Source organism: Streptomyces sp. enrichment culture (assembly GCF_964272895.1).
Classification (GTDB): domain Bacteria; phylum Actinomycetota; class Actinomycetes; order Streptomycetales; family Streptomycetaceae; genus Streptomyces.
Window position 1 is genome coordinate 3,563,024 of the sequence record NZ_OZ186832.1, and the last position, 16,345, is coordinate 3,579,368.

Annotated in this window: 10 protein-coding genes; 7 read left to right on the forward strand and 3 right to left on the reverse strand. The window is 73.7% G+C overall.

All coding sequences use genetic code 11. The features are described from left to right. Positions 1–83 precede the first annotated feature (83 nt). Positions 84–1,364, forward strand: a complete 1,281-nt coding sequence (locus ACSU6M_RS16085; RefSeq protein WP_437075172.1) for an MFS transporter — start codon at positions 84–86, stop codon at positions 1,362–1,364. 108 nt (positions 1,365–1,472) lie between these two features. Here the strand turns inward: ACSU6M_RS16085 and ACSU6M_RS16090 are convergent, their stop codons facing one another. Both ACSU6M_RS16090 and ACSU6M_RS16095 read right to left on the reverse strand, forming a co-directional pair. Further along, entirely contained in the window at positions 1,473–3,137 is a 1,665-nt protein-coding gene (locus ACSU6M_RS16090; RefSeq protein ID WP_437070411.1) for an ATP-binding SpoIIE family protein phosphatase, read from the reverse strand. A gap of 225 nt (positions 3,138–3,362) precedes the next feature. Continuing rightward, positions 3,363–4,724, reverse strand: a complete 1,362-nt coding sequence (locus ACSU6M_RS16095) for an NAD(P)/FAD-dependent oxidoreductase (protein ID WP_437070412.1) — start codon at positions 4,722–4,724, stop codon at positions 3,363–3,365. 373 nt (positions 4,725–5,097) lie between these two features. Between ACSU6M_RS16095 and ACSU6M_RS16100 the strand changes: the two genes are divergently transcribed. After that, complete coding sequence (locus tag ACSU6M_RS16100; protein ID WP_437070413.1) at positions 5,098–5,835, forward strand: TetR/AcrR family transcriptional regulator; 738 nt, start codon at positions 5,098–5,100, stop codon at positions 5,833–5,835. A 243-nt stretch (positions 5,836–6,078) separates the two neighbouring features. Next, entirely contained in the window at positions 6,079–8,004 is a 1,926-nt protein-coding gene (locus ACSU6M_RS16105; RefSeq protein ID WP_437070414.1) for a sigma-70 family RNA polymerase sigma factor, read from the forward strand. A 98-nt stretch (positions 8,005–8,102) separates the two neighbouring features. On the opposite strand, the gene ACSU6M_RS16110 is transcribed toward ACSU6M_RS16105, so the two are convergent. Further along, positions 8,103–10,199 (reverse strand): asparagine synthase-related protein, encoded by a 2,097-nt coding sequence (locus tag ACSU6M_RS16110; protein ID WP_437070415.1) that lies wholly within the window; start codon positions 10,197–10,199, stop codon positions 8,103–8,105. A gap of 691 nt (positions 10,200–10,890) precedes the next feature. On the opposite strand from ACSU6M_RS16110, the gene ACSU6M_RS16115 reads away from it, so the two are divergent. The 4 genes from ACSU6M_RS16115 to ACSU6M_RS16130 all read left to right on the forward strand — a co-directional run bounded on the left by ACSU6M_RS16115 (position 10,891) and on the right by ACSU6M_RS16130 (position 16,306). After that, positions 10,891–12,315, forward strand: a complete 1,425-nt coding sequence (locus tag ACSU6M_RS16115) for an MFS transporter (protein WP_437070416.1) — start codon at positions 10,891–10,893, stop codon at positions 12,313–12,315. A gap of 81 nt (positions 12,316–12,396) precedes the next feature. Next, positions 12,397–13,617, forward strand: a complete 1,221-nt coding sequence (lhgO, locus tag ACSU6M_RS16120) for an L-2-hydroxyglutarate oxidase (RefSeq protein ID WP_437070417.1) — start codon at positions 12,397–12,399, stop codon at positions 13,615–13,617. Positions 13,618–14,125: 508 nt separating this feature from the next. Further along, the gene (gene trmB / locus ACSU6M_RS16125) at positions 14,126–14,914 is read left to right on the forward strand and encodes a tRNA (guanosine(46)-N7)-methyltransferase TrmB (RefSeq protein WP_437070418.1); all 789 of its coding nucleotides are present in this window, start codon (positions 14,126–14,128) and stop codon (positions 14,912–14,914) included. Between the two features lie 27 nt (positions 14,915–14,941). Further along, complete coding sequence (locus tag ACSU6M_RS16130; RefSeq protein WP_437070419.1) at positions 14,942–16,306, forward strand: PrsW family intramembrane metalloprotease; 1,365 nt, start codon at positions 14,942–14,944, stop codon at positions 16,304–16,306. The last annotated feature ends 39 nt before the right edge of the window (positions 16,307–16,345 follow it).

Below are 16,345 nucleotides of genomic sequence, written 5' to 3' on the forward strand. Positions count from 1 at the left end.
TTGGAGGTGTACTGTTTAGCTTCGAAGTTTAGATTCGAAGTCTTCACTCCTAACTAGTGAGAGAGGTGAACGTGACCAGGGCGATGGGCGCAGCGATGCGCCGGATCCACGTGGGCAACGCACTCAGCGCGTTCGGGCTCGGCTTCACCGTCCCCTACCTGTACGTCTATGTGGCGCAGGTGCGGGGTCTGGGTGCCGCGACGGCGGGGTTCGTCCTCGCCGTCTTCGCCGTGGCCGCGCTGGTGGTGCTGCCGTTCGCCGGCCGGGCGATCGTGCGGCGCGGACCTCTTCCGGTGCTGCTCACCGCCCTGGTCACGGCCGCGCTGGGCGCCCTGAGCCTGGGGCTGGCGGGCAGCGCGGCGGCGGTCCTGATGTCGGCGGCGGCGCTGGGTGCCGGTCAGGCCGTGATGCAGCCCGCGCTGGCCACGATGATCGTGGACTGCTCGTCCGCGGACACCCGGTCGCGGGCGTTCGCCATGCAGTTCTTCCTGCAGAACCTGGGTCTGGGCGTCGGCGGCCTGATAGGCGGCCACCTCGTCGACACCACGCGCGTGTCGTCGTTCACGCTGCTGTTCGCGATCGAGGCGGCGATGTTCCTGCTGCTGGTCGTGGTGATGTCGACCGTCCGGATGCCGCACTCTCCCCGTATAGGGGACAGCCCGGCCGTGTCGGCCAAGGGCGGCTGGAAGCAGCTGCTCGGCAATCGCGCCATGGTGCAGCTGTGCGTCCTGGGCTTCGTGCTCTTCTTCGCCTGCTACGGACAGTTCGAGTCGGGTCTGAGCGCCTACGGGGTCGAGGCGGCCGGTATATCGACCTCCACGCTGGGGACGGCCCTGGCCGCCAACACCGCGGTGATCGTCGTCGCGCAGTTCGCCGTGCTGCGTTTCGTCGAGCGGCGTCGGCGTTCGCGGGTCATCGCCGCCGTGGGTCTGATCTGGGCCGTGGCGTGGGCAGCCGCCGGTTTCGCGGGGCTGGGCGAGACCAGCCAGGCGATGGCGACGGCCGCGTTCGTCTCGACGTACGCCCTGTTCGGGCTCGGTGAGGCCATGCTGTCCCCGACCGTGGCCCCTCTGGTCGCGGATCTGGCGCCGGCGGGCCTGGCCGGTCAGTACAACTCGGCCTTCGCCCTGGTGAAGCAGCTGGCCCTGGCCGTCGGCCCGGCGGTGGGCGGCCCGATGGGCGCGAGCCTGCACGCCCCGTACATCGTCACGTTCCTGCTCTTCTCCCTCGGCATCACCGCCTTGGCCCTCCGCCTGGGCCGAGGTCTCACGCAGGCGCAGGACCACCCGTGGCGAGCCCGTACCCACCGAGTGGTGGCGAGGAGCGGGGGCGCCACGACGGAGACGGTGCCCGCGGAGGCGTAGACGGGGTGAAGGGGTGCGGGGTGCTGCGCGAAGCGGTCCCTCGCGCCCCGCACCCCGTCGTGCCCCCGTCGACCCGCCCCTCAGGGGCCGTCGCTCAGCGGCCCTCGCTCATCCCTTCGGCAGCGCGAACTCGCACCACACCGCCTTGCCGCCACCGGGCGTGCGTCTGCACCCCCAGTTGGAGGCGATGGTGGCCACGATGGCGATCCCCCGCCCCGACTCGTCCCCCGGTTCGGCTCGCCGTCTGCGCGGCAGGTGATCGTCCCCGTCGGTGACCTCGACGATCAGCCGTCGGTCCGTGCGGCGCAGCCGCAGCCGCATGGGCGGTGTGCCGTGCTGCAACGAGTTGGCGACCAGCTCGCTCGCGGCCAGCACTCCCAGGTCGTGCAGCTCTGTCGGGAACCGCCAGCTGGTCAGCACGCCGGAGGCGAACGCCCGGGCGCGTGGGGCCGCCTCCACGCCGCCGATGAGTTCCAGTGCGGCGTTGCGGAAGAGGTCGCCGTCCGCGCCGGTGCGGGCGGGCTGCTGGAGGACGAGGACGGCCACGTCGTCGTCGTGGTCGGCGGCGACCCCGGCGGAGCGCAGCAGGCGGTCGCAGATGACCTGGGGGCTGCCGGTGGCGCCGGAGAGGGCGCGTTCGAGGGCGGCGATGCCTTCGTCGAGGTCTTCGTCGCGGCGTTCGACGAGCCCGTCGGTGTAGAGGACGGCGGTGGCGCCGGGGCCGAGGGGGACGGAGCCGGAGGCGTGGATCCAGCCGCCGGTGCCCAGCGGGGGGCCGGTGGGTTCGTCGGCGCGCAGCACGGTGCCGCTCTCGTCGCGGACGAGGATGGGCAGGTGGCCGGCCGAGGCGTAGACGAGCCGTCCCTCGTTGGGGTCGTGGATGGCGTAGACGCAGGTGGCGATCTGGTTGGCGTCGATCTCGGTGGCGAGGCCGTCGAGGAGCTGGAGGACCTCGTGCGGGGGCAGGTCGAGGCGGGCGTAGGCGCGGACGGCGGTGCGCAGCTGGCCCATGACGGCCGCGGCGCGGACGCCTCTGCCCATGACGTCGCCGATGACGAGTGCGGTGCGGCCGCCGCCGAGGGTGATGACGTCGTACCAGTCGCCGCCGACGGCGGCCTCGGTGCCGCCGGGCTGGTAGGTGGCGGCGATGCGCAGGTCGTCGGGCTGTTCGAGTTCCTGCGGGAGCAGGGAGCGCTGGAGGGTGACGGCGGTCTCGCGCTGGCGGCGCTCGCTGGCGCGCAGGCGTTCGGCGGCCTCGGCGTGGTCGGTGACGTCGGTGGCGAAGACCAGTACGCCGGGGACGCCGCCGGAGGGGCCGGACTCGGTGACGGGCGTGCAGGTGAAGGTGTAGGAGCGGCCGTCGCAGGCCCGGCGGGACTTGACGGTGCGGGGCTTGCCGCTGCGCAGGACCTGGTCGAGCAGGGGGAGCAGGCCGAGTTCGACGAGTTCGGGCAGGGCGTCGGCGGCCGGTTCGCCGGGCGGGCGGGCGCCGAAGGCCGCGGTGTAGGCGTCGTTGACGTAGCCGAGGCGGTGGTCGGGGCCGTGGACGAGCGCGACGAGGGCGGGGACGCGGTCGAGGACCTCGCGGACCGGCAGGTCGTCGAGGGCGGGTACGGCGGACGGTTCGCCGGTCGGCTGTTCGGCGCGGGCCGCGGGCACGGAGCCCTCTCCCCGTCCGTCCCCGCGGCGGTCGGGGGCGACCGTGGGTTCGGTCCGCGCTGCGGCGCGGCGCTGCGTTCCGGGGAGCCGGGCGCTCCAGCGCGTGAAGTTCACGAATCCTTGCCTCGTGTAGTCGTCGTCGGCCGGCTCCGGACCCGGCCGGGGCCCCCGGGTGCGGGCGGTGGGTACCGTCCCCGGGAATGCAGCATTTGGGAAAAGCCTCGTCGGGTGGCAGGGCGGGCGGTGGCCCGTCCTGACGCGTGGACCAGTCTGGCAGTGTGGCGGATCGGGCCGACATCCGTCAGACGCCGGGCCGGTTCCTGGAGTTCCTCGGTTCGGTCATGAAGACCCCTTCGGGTCCCCTGGAGGCATTCCCCCGGCCGCGAGTTCGAACTCCGCTCGCGGGTGTTCGAGTGAACCGAGGGAGACGATCTCCCGTTTGAACAGGCCGGCGAGGGTCCATTCGGCGAGCACGCGGGCCTTGCGGTTGACGGTGGGCACGCGGCTGAGGTGGTAGGCGCGGTGCATGAACCAGGCGGGGTAGCCCTTCAGCTCCCGTCCGTAGACGTGGGCGACGCCCTTGTGCAGGCCGAGGGAGGCGACGGAGCCGGCGTACTTGTGGGCGTAGGTCTCCAGGGGCTCGCCGCGCAGGGCGTGGGCGATGTTGTCGCCGAGGGTGCGGGCCTGGCGCAGGGCGTGCTGGGCGTTGGGGGCGCAGTGGCGGTCCTCGCCCGCGGTGACGTCGGGGACGGCGGCGGCGTCGCCCGCGGCCCAGGCGTGCTCGACTCCGTCGACGGTGAGCTGGGCGGTGCAGCGCAGCCGGCCGTGCTCGGTGAGGGGCAGGCCGGTGGCGGCGAGCAGGGGGTGCGGTTTGACACCGGCGGTCCAGACGACCGTACGCGTCGGGAAACGTTGTCCGTCGCTGAGGACGGCGACGCGGTCGGCGCAGGACTCCAGGCGGGTGCCGAGGACGACCTGGATGTTGCGGCGGCGCAGTGCGGCGACGGTGTAGCGGCCGAGGTCGGGGCCGACCTCGGGCAGGATGCGGTCGGACGCCTCGACGAGGATCCACTTCATGTCCTCGGGCCGCACGTTGTGGTAGTGCCGGGCGGCGTAGCGGGCCATGTCCTCCAGTTCGCCGAGTGCCTCGACCCCGGCGTAGCCGCCGCCGACGAAGACGAAGGTGAGGGCGGCGTCGCGGATCGCGGGGTCGCGGGTGGAGGAGGCGATGTCCATCTGCTCGATGACGTGGTTGCGCAGGCCGATGGCCTCCTCGACGGTCCGGAAGCCGATGCCGTGCTCGGCGAGGCCGGGGACGGGCAGGGTGCGCGAGACGGAGCCGGGGGCGAGGACGAGTTCGTCGTAGGGGAGGTGTTCGGGTCCGGTGCCCTCCTGGCCGGCGAGGGTGGTGAGGGTGGCGGTGCGCCGGGCGTGGTCGACGGCCGTGACCTCGCCGACGACCACCCGGCAGTGCGGCAGGACGCGGCGCAGGGGGACGACGACATGGCGCGGTGAGATGGAGCCGGCGGCCGCCTCGGGCAGGAACGGCTGATACGTCATGTAGGGGTCGGGCGTGACGACGATGATCTCCGCGTCACCGCGCCTGAGTTCCGCTCTGAGCTTCCGCGTCAGGCGCAGGGCCGTGTACATCCCGACGTAGCCGCCGCCGACAACGAGAATGCGCGCACGTTCCTTCACCATCCCATGACGCACCCAGCGCTTGAGTTTGTCCACAGCCCCGGCAGTTTGTGTGACCGGACGCCGTCGGCGCGCCGCGCGGGGCGAATTGCCGGAGTTCGGGAAAGGCTCGCAGGTCAGCGGGGGTATACCCGAGGTAGCAAGCGGGTGCAACCGGGACGTATGCGGTGCGTACTCCGATCGGGGGGCGCTCTGTGCGGAACCTCCCCCTTCTGAATTGACTGTCTCTCAACTATGTTCGTATGTCGACGGGGTGTAGGGGGATGCGCTCTTCGGGTCGCTGCGGGCGGTCCGCGCCGGCTCTCTTCCGCACGCTCCGGCATCCAAATGGCGGGGAGAGTCTCCGGGGGGAGACGTCATTACCGGGGGAATTCGTATGCATATTCAGGACTCGCATTGGGTCTCCGCGTCCGCCGTCGCTCCTGGTGGGGCGGTGGGCAACGGACGCGGGGACGGCGCCCGCTCGACGCCGCTGCGCGTGGACGCGCAGCGCAACCTCGAGCATGTGCTGCGCGCCGCGCGCGAGGTCTTCGGCGAGCTGGGGTACGGCGCGCCGATGGAGGACGTGGCCCGGCGGGCCCGGGTGGGTGTCGGCACGGTGTACCGGCGCTTCCCGAGCAAGGACGTGCTGGTGCGCCGGATAGCCGAGGAGGAGACCTCCCGGCTGACGGAGCAGGCGCGGGCGGCACTGGGGCAGGAGGACGAGCCCTGGTCGGCGCTGTCGCGCTTCCTGCGCACCTCGGTGGCCTCGGGTGCGGGGCGGCTGCTGCCGCCGCAGGTGCTGCGGGTCGGTGTCACCGACGACGCGGAGGCGGGCGCCTTCGACGAGACGCGGGTGCCGCAGCAGCGGAGCCAGCCGGCCTCGGGCGAGCTGCGCCTGGTGCCGGACGCCGGGGTGGACGACGCGGGGGCGGCGGCGCTGCTGGAGGTCGTGGGCCAGCTGGTGGACCGGGCGCGCGCGGCCGGTGAGCTGCGGCCGGACGTGTCGGTGGCGGACGTGCTGCTGGTGATCGCCACGGCGGCGCCCTCGCTGCCGGACGCGGCGCAGCAGGCGGCGGCCTCGGCCCGGCTGCTGGACATCCTGCTGGAGGGGCTGCGCTCGCGTCCCGCGTGAGGCGGTGACCCGCGAAGGTGACCAAGAGGGAGGTGTCGGACATGTCGTCCGGCACCTTTCTCAACTCTCCTGCACTGCCGGACCGTTACTGCTTCCCCGAAAGAGTGAAGTTCCGTACGCGTCGGCGCGGGATCCCCTCGGACGAGTGGACGATCCTCACTCGCGGGTCCCGTCCGGAAATCCCATGTGGCAGTCTGGCCCGGTGGTCGGTACGGATCGGGCTGGCGGCGGGGGCTTTCCGCGATGAGTGTTGACGGGCGGGACGAGTCACTCGACGAGGGTGACGCGGAGACCGGGGGCCGTACCGCACCTCAGGTGCCGAGCCAGGGCGGGCGAGCCGACCTGCCGGCCGGAGGAAGCGTTCCGGCACAGCGCGACCGGCGGGAGGACGGCTGGCGCGAGGACAGTGTCCTGCCACCGCCGATCGAGCTGCCGCCGTCGGACGCCGAGCTGATCGAGCGGATGCGGTCCGGCGACGACACGGCCTACGAGGAGCTGTACCGCCGCCACGCCGACGCCGTACGCCGGTACGCGCGCACCTGCTGCCGTGACGCCCACACCGCCGACGACCTCACCGCCGAGGTCTTCGCGCGCATGCTCCAGGCGGTGCGCGGCGGCTCCGGACCCGAGCACGCGGTCCGCGCCTATCTGCTCACCAGCGTCCGGCGCGTCGCCGCCAACTGGACGAACTCCGCGAAGCGGGAGCAACTGGTCGACGACTTCGCTGTGTTCGCGGCCCAGGCCGCGCGCGCCTCGGAGGCATCCGACACCGACACGCTCGATCTGCACCTGGGCGCCGACGTCCTCGCGATGCACGAGGCCGAGCAGTCCATGGCGATGCAGGCATTCCGCTCGCTGCCCGAGCGCTGGCAGGCCGTGCTGTGGCACACCGAGGTGGAGGACGAGTCGCCGAGCGACGTCGCCACCCTCTTCGGGCTCGACGCCAACGGCACGCGGGTGCTCGCCAGCCGGGCCCGCGAGGGCCTGAAGCAGGCATACCTCCAGGCCCATGTCAGCGCCTCCCTGGTCGACGACGAGGAGTGCGCCCGCTACGCCGACCAGCTCGGCACCTACGCCCGCCGCAAGCTGCGCACCCGTGCCGAGCGGGGGCTGCGCAAGCATCTGGAGGAGTGCGCCAAGTGCCGCCTCGCGGCCAGCCAGATCGAGGAGGTCGCCAGCAGCATCCCCGCGGTCGTGCCGGTGGCCGTCATCGGCTGGTTCGGTGCCGCCGGGTACGCCAAGGCCGCCGCGCTCATCGCCGGCGGCGGTGGGGCGGGGGCCGCGGGCGCGGCGGGTGCGGCAGCGGCGGCGAGCGGGTCGTCGGGGTCCAGCGCGGGGGGTGGCGCGGCCGCCTCCGAGGGGCTCGGCGCGCCGGTGAAGGCCGGTATCGCGGCCGGGGTGGTGGCCGTGGCGGCCGCCGCGATCGCGCTCGCCCTGGTCGGTGACAGCACCCCCAAGCAGCCGGTGGCCAAGCCGCCCACCTCCCCGCCGGCGGTCGACCCGGAGCCGCCCGCACCCACGCCGTCCCGCAAGCCCACCCCCGAGCCCGTGGTGGCCGCCCCGCCACCACCCCCGGCCCCCACACCGACCCCGACCCCGACCCCCAGCCCGACACCGACCCCGACACCGACCCCCACGCCCACCCCGACCCCCACCCCGACACCGACCCCCACGCCCACCCCCACGCCGACCCCGACCCCGACCCCCACGCCCACCCCGACTCCCCCGCCGCCCCCGGCCGACTACCGCTGGAGCGAGCTGTCGTACGACCTCGCCGGCGACGGCACCCGGCCGGAGATGCGGATGGGCCAGAGCAGCTGGGTGTGGCAGCGCCGCGGCCTGTCGATCGGCGGGCGGACGTACGAGGACGGGGTGACCGTCCAGGGCGAGTCCTCCGTCACCATCGACCTCAACCGCGAGTGCACCGCGTACGACGCCGTGGTCGGCGTCGACGACATGACGATGAAGCTCGGCCAGGTCTACTTCTCCGTCTACGGCGACGGCGTCCCGCTGTGGAAGTCCGACCGGATCAAGGGCGGCGACCCGGCGGTGCCCGTCCAGGTGAACCTCACCGGCGTCGAAACGGTCCGCCTGGTGGTCGAGCCGCACAGCCACTTCGACAACATGGCCCTGGCCGACTGGGCGCAGTCGCGGTTCACCTGCTCCTAGCGGTCAGGGGTTCGCCCCGGCCAAGCACTCACGGACTCGCGGACCAGGCGGTCACCGCTCACCCGCGCCCACAGCCACCCCGGCCCGCGATCCCCCGGTCACGCCCGCCAGGCCGCCGCCCCCGCCCCCAGCGCCCCCCGCTGCGGCTTGATGCCCGCCGGTACGGCACGCGCGCGTGCCGGGGTTCCGGTCCAGCAGGTGCCGCGGCGGGCGAGGAGGCGGCGCAACCACAGTTCGAGGGAGACGAGGTCGGCGAGGCCGTCGAGCGGCAGGGGCTCACCGGCGGCGGCGGCCCGCAGGGCCTTGCGGACGACGCGCGCCTCGACGAGCCCGGCCTGGGCCAGCAGCGGGGTGTCGAAGAGGGCGACCAGGGAGTCGGCGGCCACCCGCAGGCCGGTACGGGCGGCCGCGGCGGTGCCGTGCGAGGGGGCGCCCCAGCCGGGCGGCACGTCGGGGACGCCGGCGCCCTTGAGGACCGTACTGAGGATCGCCGCGCGGGCGCCCGGCTGGACGCGCAGGGCCTCGGGCAGCTCCCGGCAGGCGCGCACCACCTGGTTGTCGAGGAAGGGGGCGTGCAGGCGCTGGAAGCGGATCTCCGCGGCCTGTTCCAGGACGCGGACGTCGGCCGCGGCCCGGGCGAGGGCGGCACGCGCGCGGTAGTCGCCGGGGCGCTGTCCCGGACCGACCCCCGAGCGGCTGGAGGCGCTCTGCAAGCGAATCGATACTTCGGCCAGGGCCTCACCCGTCAGCCAGCGCGCCGCCGGTCCGGGTCCGGCCCAGGCGAGCGCGGCCAGGGAGGCGTCGGCCGCACCGGCCGGATCGTCGAAGCGGCGGTCGAGCAGCCGCGCCGCGAGCGTCTCCAGGCCGGTGCGGTACGGGGTGCGGGCCAGCCGGCGGGCGGCGGCGTACACGCGCGCGGGGACCATCACCGAGCCGTCGGCCTTGGCGAGGGCGGCGACCGGGCGGACCAGGTGCCGTCGCTTGCGGTCCATGAGCAGGTCGGCGAGGCGGGCCGGGTGGGCGTCCAGGACCTGGCGGGCGCCGTAGCCGGTGAAGTGGTCGGCGCTGCCCGCGGCGAGGCGGGCGCGGTGGCGGGCGGCGCTGACCAGGCTGGGGCTGGGCTCGTCGGTGAGGGGGCCGTCCAGGTCGGCGTAGGGCAGGGTGTCCTCGCCGCCGGTCACCACGACGTGGTGCAGGCGCGGGTTGGCCGCGAGGGCGCCCGCGCGCTCCAGTTCGGCCTCGCGGCCGCGCACGGCGAGGTCGTTGAAGGTGACCGCCAGCAGCCGCTCGCCGGCGCCCGTGCCGTGGCCGAGGACGGTGCCGGGCATGCCGGGCAGCCCGGCCGCGAGCAGGGCGAGGGTGCTGGAGGCGGGACCGCCGGACAGGTCGGCGCCGATCCCCGCGACCGGCATCCCGCGCGCGGCACGCCGCTCGGCCGGGCCCATGCCGGGCACCGGGCCGGGGTCGACACCGGCGCCGGGGACATGGCGGGGCGCGGCAAGACGCGCGCGTACCGCCTCGACGAGGGCGTCGCGCACGGCGCCGACCGCGCTGTCCGCGTCGGCCGGGGGCGCGGCCACGGCGAGGGAGGCGACCGGCTCGTACCCGGCGACCTCGCGCGCCCCCGCGCGCAGGATCAGCGCATGCCCCGGCGGAACGCGCCGTACGCCGTCGTAGGGCGTGGAGTCGTAGAGGGCGGCGGGCACGTCGGGGGCGGCCAGCAGCGCGGCGAGATGGCCGTAGTCGAGGTTGGCCTCGATGAGGTCGGCGAGCGGCAGGGCGGCGGTGGCGTAGGCGGTGCCGCCGGCCCAGGGGGCGTGGAACACCGGGCGGGCGCCCGCCAGATCGCCGCAGACGGTGATACGGCGGCCGGACTGGACCACGGCCGTGTAGCTGCCCGGCCACGCCGTCAGATGCCGCAGTGCGCCCCCGCGCGCGGTGAACAGCCCGAGCCGCAGCTCCTCGTCGCTCGCGCCGCACGTCCCCAGGACCGCGATCCGTGTGCGCTCGTCTGCCTTGACGACCCGCACCTCGTCGGGGCGCCAGTCGCCGACCGCCCACAGCGGGTCGGGGTCGCCCCACAGCAGCTGGGAGCCGACCGGATGCAGGGTCTCGCCGTCGTACCCGGTGGCGCCCGCGGATCCGGGCCCGGTGACGTGCGCGGCGGCGCTGCTCCATCCCACCAACCACCGCATGGACGCCTCCACAGGCTGTGGACAACCAGTGCACCGTACGAACCGGTTCACCATGCTGCCACGAAGAGCGCGTCCTGGAGCGGCGGCGGAGCCGCTTGAGGCACCACGAACGGACCTCTGCGCCGGGGCCCTTGACGAGGAGGAGGCCCCCGCACCCCTGGGCGCGTACGACGCGAATGCGCCCCCCGAGTGCTCCCTCAAAACTCCTCGTGCGCCCTCAACTCCCGTGGTGGGAGCACTGACCCCCACTCAGGAGGGAATCGATTTTCGGCCAAATCCAGGCCGACGCCCGGCGCTTGATCGCCCGACGCACACTCTCCGTACAGGCTCTGCGCACCGCAGGGCGCGCGCAGCCCGGGAGGCGGAGTTCGCCCCCCGGACCGGTCCGCCGCCCGCGGGGATGAAGGCGGCGGTGTCCCCCAGCCCACTGGATCCAGTACAGCGGGCCGACCCACGCGGAAGCCATGGAATCGCTCCCCCGGTGGCCGGAGAAGAGCGCACGCACAGGCGCACGGCCACACCGAGGGAGCACACCGCAACGCACCGTGCCCGGCCCGTACTTCCGTACGGACCACAATCCCGCCATCCGGAACAATGCCCCTTAACGCTTGGGATGCGGCGAACTACGCTGGGTTTACGAATGCCGCACGGTTATGCCAGCGCGGCAGCCGTCTGTGTCGAGGGGTGGCGCATGTCCAGGGAGCAACGCGGGCCGAACGAAAAGCTCGGCGCCGTTCTCGCCCTCGCGGGAATCAGCAACGCGGGCCTCGCGCGGCGCGTCAACGACCTCGGCGCCCAGCGCGGTCTGACGCTGCGCTACGACAAGACCTCCGTGGCGCGCTGGGTGTCGAAAGGCATGGTCCCGCAGGGTGCGGCACCGCACCTGATCGCGGCCGCGATCGGCCAGAAGCTCGGCCGGCCGGTGCCGCTGCACGAGATCGGCCTGGCGGACGCCGACCCCGCCCCGGAAGTGGGACTCGCCTTCCCGCGGGACGTCGGCCAGGCGGTGAAGTCGGCCACCGAGCTCTACCGCCTCGACCTCGCCGGCCGCCGCGCCGGCTCCGGCGGCATCTGGCAGTCGCTCGCCGGATCCTTTGCTGTGACCGCATACGCAACGCCCGCCTCACGGTGGCTGATAACCCCGGCCGACAGCTCGGTCGCGCGCGAGGCGAGCCATGCGGAGGGCTCCGGCTCACCGCTCAAAGTCGGCCACAGCGATGTGCAGAAGCTGCGGGAGGCCGCCGAGGACGCGCGCCGCTGGGACTCCAAGTACGGCGGCGGCGACTGGCGGTCCTCCATGGTCCCCGAGTGTTTACGAGTAGAGGCGGCCCCCCTTCTGCTGGGCTCCTACTCCGACGACGTCGGCCGCGCCCTGTTCGGCGCCAGCGCGGAACTCACCCGCCTGGCGGGCTGGATGGCCTTCGACACCGGCCAGCAGGAGGCGGCCCAGCGCTACTACATCCAGGCCCTGCGCCTCGCGCGCGCGGCAGCGGACGTCCCGCTGGGCGGCTACGTCCTGGCCTCGATGTCCCTCCAGGCCACCTACCGGGGCTTCGGCGACGAGGGCGTCGACCTCGCCCAGGCCGCCCTGGAGCGCAACCGCGGCCTGGCCACGGCCCGCACCATGAGCTTCTTCCGCCTCGTCGAGGCCCGCGCCCACGCGCGCGCGGGCGACGCGCAGGCGGCCGGTGCCGCCCTCAAGGCCGCCGAGAGCTGGCTGGAGCGCGCCCGCCCCGGCGACAACGACCCGAGCTGGCTCGGCTTCTACTCCTACGACCGCTTCGCCGCGGACGCCGCGGAGTGCTACCGCGACCTCAAGGCGCCCCGCCAGGTCCGCCGCTTCACCGAGTACGCCCTGTCCAAGCCGACCGAGGAGTTCGTACGCTCCCACGGACTGCGCCTGGTCGTGTCCGCGGTCGCCGAACTGGAGTCGGGCAACCTCGACGCGGCGTGCGAGCAGGGCGTGCGGGCGGTGGAGGTCGCCGGGCGCATCTCCTCGGCCCGCACCACGGAGTACGTGAAGGACCTCCTGCACCGACTGGAACCGTACGGGGACGAGCCGAGAGTGGTGGAGCTGCGGGAACGGGCCAGGCCACTGCTGATGGCCCCGGCGTAGGGCTCCCCGCCCCCGGCGGCGACGGCCCTGCCCCGCGTTTGAATCGATTGTCAGTGGCGCAGTGCACTATCGGAGGCGGAGGTGGTGCAGGTGCGGCCGGGGTTCGCGTACGACTGTGACGTGCTGGTGATCGGCGGGGGGATCGTCGGGCTGTCGACGGCGTATGCCATCACACGCGCCGCGCCCGGCACCCGGGTGACGGTGCTGGAGAAGGAGCCCGGCCCCGCCCGGCACCAGACGGGGCGCAACAGCGGCGTCATCCACAGCGGCATCTACTACCGCCCCGGCTCCCTCAAGGCCCGCTACGCGGTCCGGGGCGCCGCGGAGATGATCAAGTTCTGCAGCGAGTACGGCATCGACCACGCCGTCACCGGCAAGCTGATCGTGGCCACCGACCGCGCCGAGCTGCCCCGGCTGCACGCCCTGGTCCAGCGCGGACGGGAGAACGGCATCCCGGTGCGGGAGCTGGGAGGCGCCCAGATCGCCGAGTACGAGCCGGAGGTGCGCGGACTCGCCGCGATACACGTCGGCACGACCGGCATCTGCGACTTCACGGGGGTCGCCCGGCAGCTCGCCGCCGCCTCCGGTGCCGAGATCCTCTACGGTGCACAGGTCGTCCGGATCGACCGCCGGCCCTCCCTCGGGGTCGCCGTCCGCACGGCACGCGGCGACATCGTCCGCGCCCGTGTCCTGGTGAACTGTGCCGGCCTGCACTGCGACGAGATCGCCCGGATGACCGGCGACGAACCGGACATGCGGATCGTCCCCTTCCGCGGTGAGTACTACGAGCTCGCGCGGCCGGAGCTCGTCCGCGGCCTGGTCTACCCGGTGCCCGACCCCGCCTTCCCCTTCCTCGGCGTCCACCTCACCCGCGGCATCGACGGCGGCGTCCACATCGGACCCAACGCGGTGCCGGCGCTCGCCCGCGAGGGGTACGACTGGACGACCCTGCGCCCCCGCGAGCTGTCCGCCACGCTCGCCTATCCCGGCGCCTGGCACATAGCCCGCCGCCACTGGCGCTACGGGGCGGGCGAGCTGCGCCGGTCACTGTCCAAGCGGGCCTTCACCGAGGCGGTACGGCGACTGCTGCCCGCGGCCACGGAAGCGGACCTGGTGCCCGCGCCGGCCGGCGTCCGAGCGCAGGCGGTCCTGCGGGACGGCACGCTCGTCGACGACTTCCTCATCAAGGAAGGCGCCCGAGCCGTCCACGTCCTCAACGCCCCCTCCCCCGCGGCCACGGCCTCCCTGCCGATCGGCCGCCAGGTCGCTGCGCTGGCCTTGGGGGCACTGGACCGCGCCTGAGCTCCGGGTCGGTCTCGCCGTAGGCGCCTGCGGGCCGTACGTGGCTGGTCGCGCAGTTCCCCGCGCCCCTGAGGTACGTACAGCTGCCCAGCACCAGGAAGGACCGCCCGCCCCGCCCACGACGACAAGCCCCCACGCCACGGGCGTCGAAAGCCGCGGACGGCGAGAACCCACCACGCACCACGGGCCGGTCAGCCGCGGACGGCGAGAACCCACCACGCACCACGGGCCGGTCAGCCGCCGACGGCGGGAAGGCACCACGCACCACGGGCCGGTCAGCCGCCGACGGCGGGAAGGGGACGTGCCGGGGGGTGTCCGCCCGCAGCGGCCGGCGTCCGTCGGGCAGTCACCCTAAGTCCCAAGAGAACCGCCGGACCGAGGACGGACACCCCCCGGCGCGGCCCCGACCCACAACTCACCGGCAGCGCTACGCCCGCCCCCACCGGACGCCGGCAGGCCGCCGCAGGCATTCCGCCGTCACCGTAGACTCGTCTGCACTGTGTCTGAGATGTCGCCCCCCACCCCAGAATCCCGCCGTCCCAAGGGGACGCCCCGCTTCCCGGACGGCCCCAAGCCCGACCCGGCCGGTTCGCACTTCGAGCGCCGGATCAGGAGCTTCCAGCCGCGCCGGAGCCGCGTCACCGCCGGCCAGGCGGATGCGTTGGCACGGCTGTGGCCCAAGTGGGGACTGGACATCGACGGACACAGGATCCCGGACCTGGCGGAGCTGTTCGGCAACGACAACCCGGTCGTCCTGGAGATCGGCTTCGGCATGGGCGAGGCAACCGCCCAGATGGCCGCCGCGGACCCCGGCACCAACATCCTCGCCGTCGACGTCCACACCCCCGGCCAGGGCAACCTGCTGAACCTCGCCGACCGAGGCGGCCTCACCAACATCCGGGTGGCCAACGGCGACGCCATCATCCTGCTGCGCGAGATGCTCGCCCCCGACTCCCTCGACGGCCTGCGCGTCTACTTCCCCGACCCCTGGCCCAAGAAGCGCCACCACAAGCGCCGCCTCATCCAGCCGGAGTTCCTCACCCTCGCCGCCGGCCGCCTCAAGCCGGGCGCGCTCGTGCACTGCGCCACGGACTGGGAGCCGTACGCGGAGCAGATGCTTGAGGTGCTCACCGCCCACCCCGACTTCGAGAACACCCAGCCGGACGGCGGTTTCGCGCCCCGCCCCGACTTCCGTCCCCTGACCCGTTTCGAGGGCCAGGGACTGGACAAGGGACACGTAGTGAACGACCTGCTCTTCCGTCGCGTACCGCACGGCGAGAACGAACCCCAGCGCTGACCCCGTCCCCCCGTTAGGGTCGATGTCGTGGCCACCTGTCCCCCGTACCCGGCGTACCCGGCACACCCCCCGACCCCGCGGCACCCGCACTGGTGGCAACGCACCTGGGTGCGCTACACCGCCCTGATCACCCTGCTCGCCCTGTCCGGCCTGGTCATCCTCGCCCTCGTCCGCGAGCAGACCGGCACCGACGGCTTCCTGGTCGGCCTGGGCCTGGCCGTGCTCCCGGTGCCCCTGCTCATCGCCGCGTTCCGCTGGCTGGACCGGGTGGAGCCGGGCCCCTGGGGAAATCTGCTGTTCAGCTTCGCGTGGGGTGCCTGCGCGGCGGCCCTGATAGCCATCGTGGCGAACAGCTTCGCCATGCGGTGGATAGCGACGGCGACGGCCGACCCCACCCGCGCGGACACGCTGGGCGCCACGGTCATAGCCCCCATAGTCGAGGAGTCCGCGAAGGCCGCCGCGATCCTCCTGCTCTTCCTCTTCCGCAGAGGCGACTTCACCGGCATCGTCGACGGAGTCGTCATAGCCGGCGTCACGGCGACCGGCTTCGCGTTCACCGAGAACATCCTCTACCTCGGCAACGCCTTCGGCACCGACCAGCTCTCCGGCGACACCGGCATCGCCTCGGTGACGGCCGCGACCTTCTTCGTCCGCGTGATCATGTCCCCGTTCGCGCACCCCCTGTTCACCGTCCTGACCGGCATCGGCTTCGGGATCGCCGCGCTGTCCGGCGACCGCCAGCGGCTGCGCCGCACCGCGCTCCCGGTGTGCGGGCTGTTGCTGGCGATGGGCATGCACGCCCTGTGGAACGGCTCGACGACCCTCGGGGAGTACGGCTTCCTCGGGGTGTACGGCACCTTCATGGTGCCGGCGTTCGGTCTGCTGACCTGGCTGGTGATCTGGACCCGGCAGCGCGAGCTGCGCACGGTGCGCGAGGAGCTGCCCGCCTATGTCGCGGCGGGCTGGCTGACCCCGGCGGAGCCGTACGCGCTGGGCTCGATGCGGGCCCGCCGCCTGGCCCGCGAGTACGCCGGCCACCACCTGGACAGAGCGGCGAAGCGGACGGTGGCCCAGTACGAGGCGTACGCCACCTCACTGGCGTTCCTGCGCCACCGGGGCCGCCGCGGCCGCGCGGGCGCCGACTTCGTCCTCCGGGAGCGGCAGCTGCTGCAGGAGCTGTGGAGCCGCCGGGAGGTGGCCCGCCCGGCACTCCAGTACGCGGCCCGCGCCACGGCCCCGGTGTACACCTGGCCGCACCCCTACCCGCCGCACCCGCACCCGCTGAACCAGCACCCGCACTTGCACCCGCTGAACCCGCACCCGCCGTATCCGAGCCCGCACCCCACGGCGCACCCGTACGCGCACCCGGCCCCCAACCCGTACCGCACATGAAAGACCGGCAGCCCTGACGTCGGGGGGTGTGCCGTCAGG

Excerpts from the sequence above, each read along its gene's own strand:
- ACSU6M_RS16085 (WP_437075172.1), top strand. The coding sequence starts at position 84 with ATGGGCGCAGCGATGCGCCGGATCCACGTGGGCAACGCACTCAGCGCG.
- ACSU6M_RS16095 (WP_437070412.1), bottom strand. The coding sequence starts at position 4,724 with ATGGTGAAGGAACGTGCGCGCATTCTCGTTGTCGGCGGCGGCTACGTC.
- ACSU6M_RS16100 (WP_437070413.1), top strand. The coding sequence starts at position 5,098 with ATGCATATTCAGGACTCGCATTGGGTCTCCGCGTCCGCCGTCGCTCCT.
- ACSU6M_RS16105 (WP_437070414.1), top strand. The coding sequence starts at position 6,079 with ATGAGTGTTGACGGGCGGGACGAGTCACTCGACGAGGGTGACGCGGAG.
- ACSU6M_RS16110 (WP_437070415.1), bottom strand. The coding sequence starts at position 10,199 with ATGCGGTGGTTGGTGGGATGGAGCAGCGCCGCCGCGCACGTCACCGGG.
- ACSU6M_RS16115 (WP_437070416.1), top strand. The coding sequence starts at position 10,891 with ATGTCCAGGGAGCAACGCGGGCCGAACGAAAAGCTCGGCGCCGTTCTC.
- trmB (WP_437070418.1), top strand. The coding sequence starts at position 14,126 with ATGTCGCCCCCCACCCCAGAATCCCGCCGTCCCAAGGGGACGCCCCGC.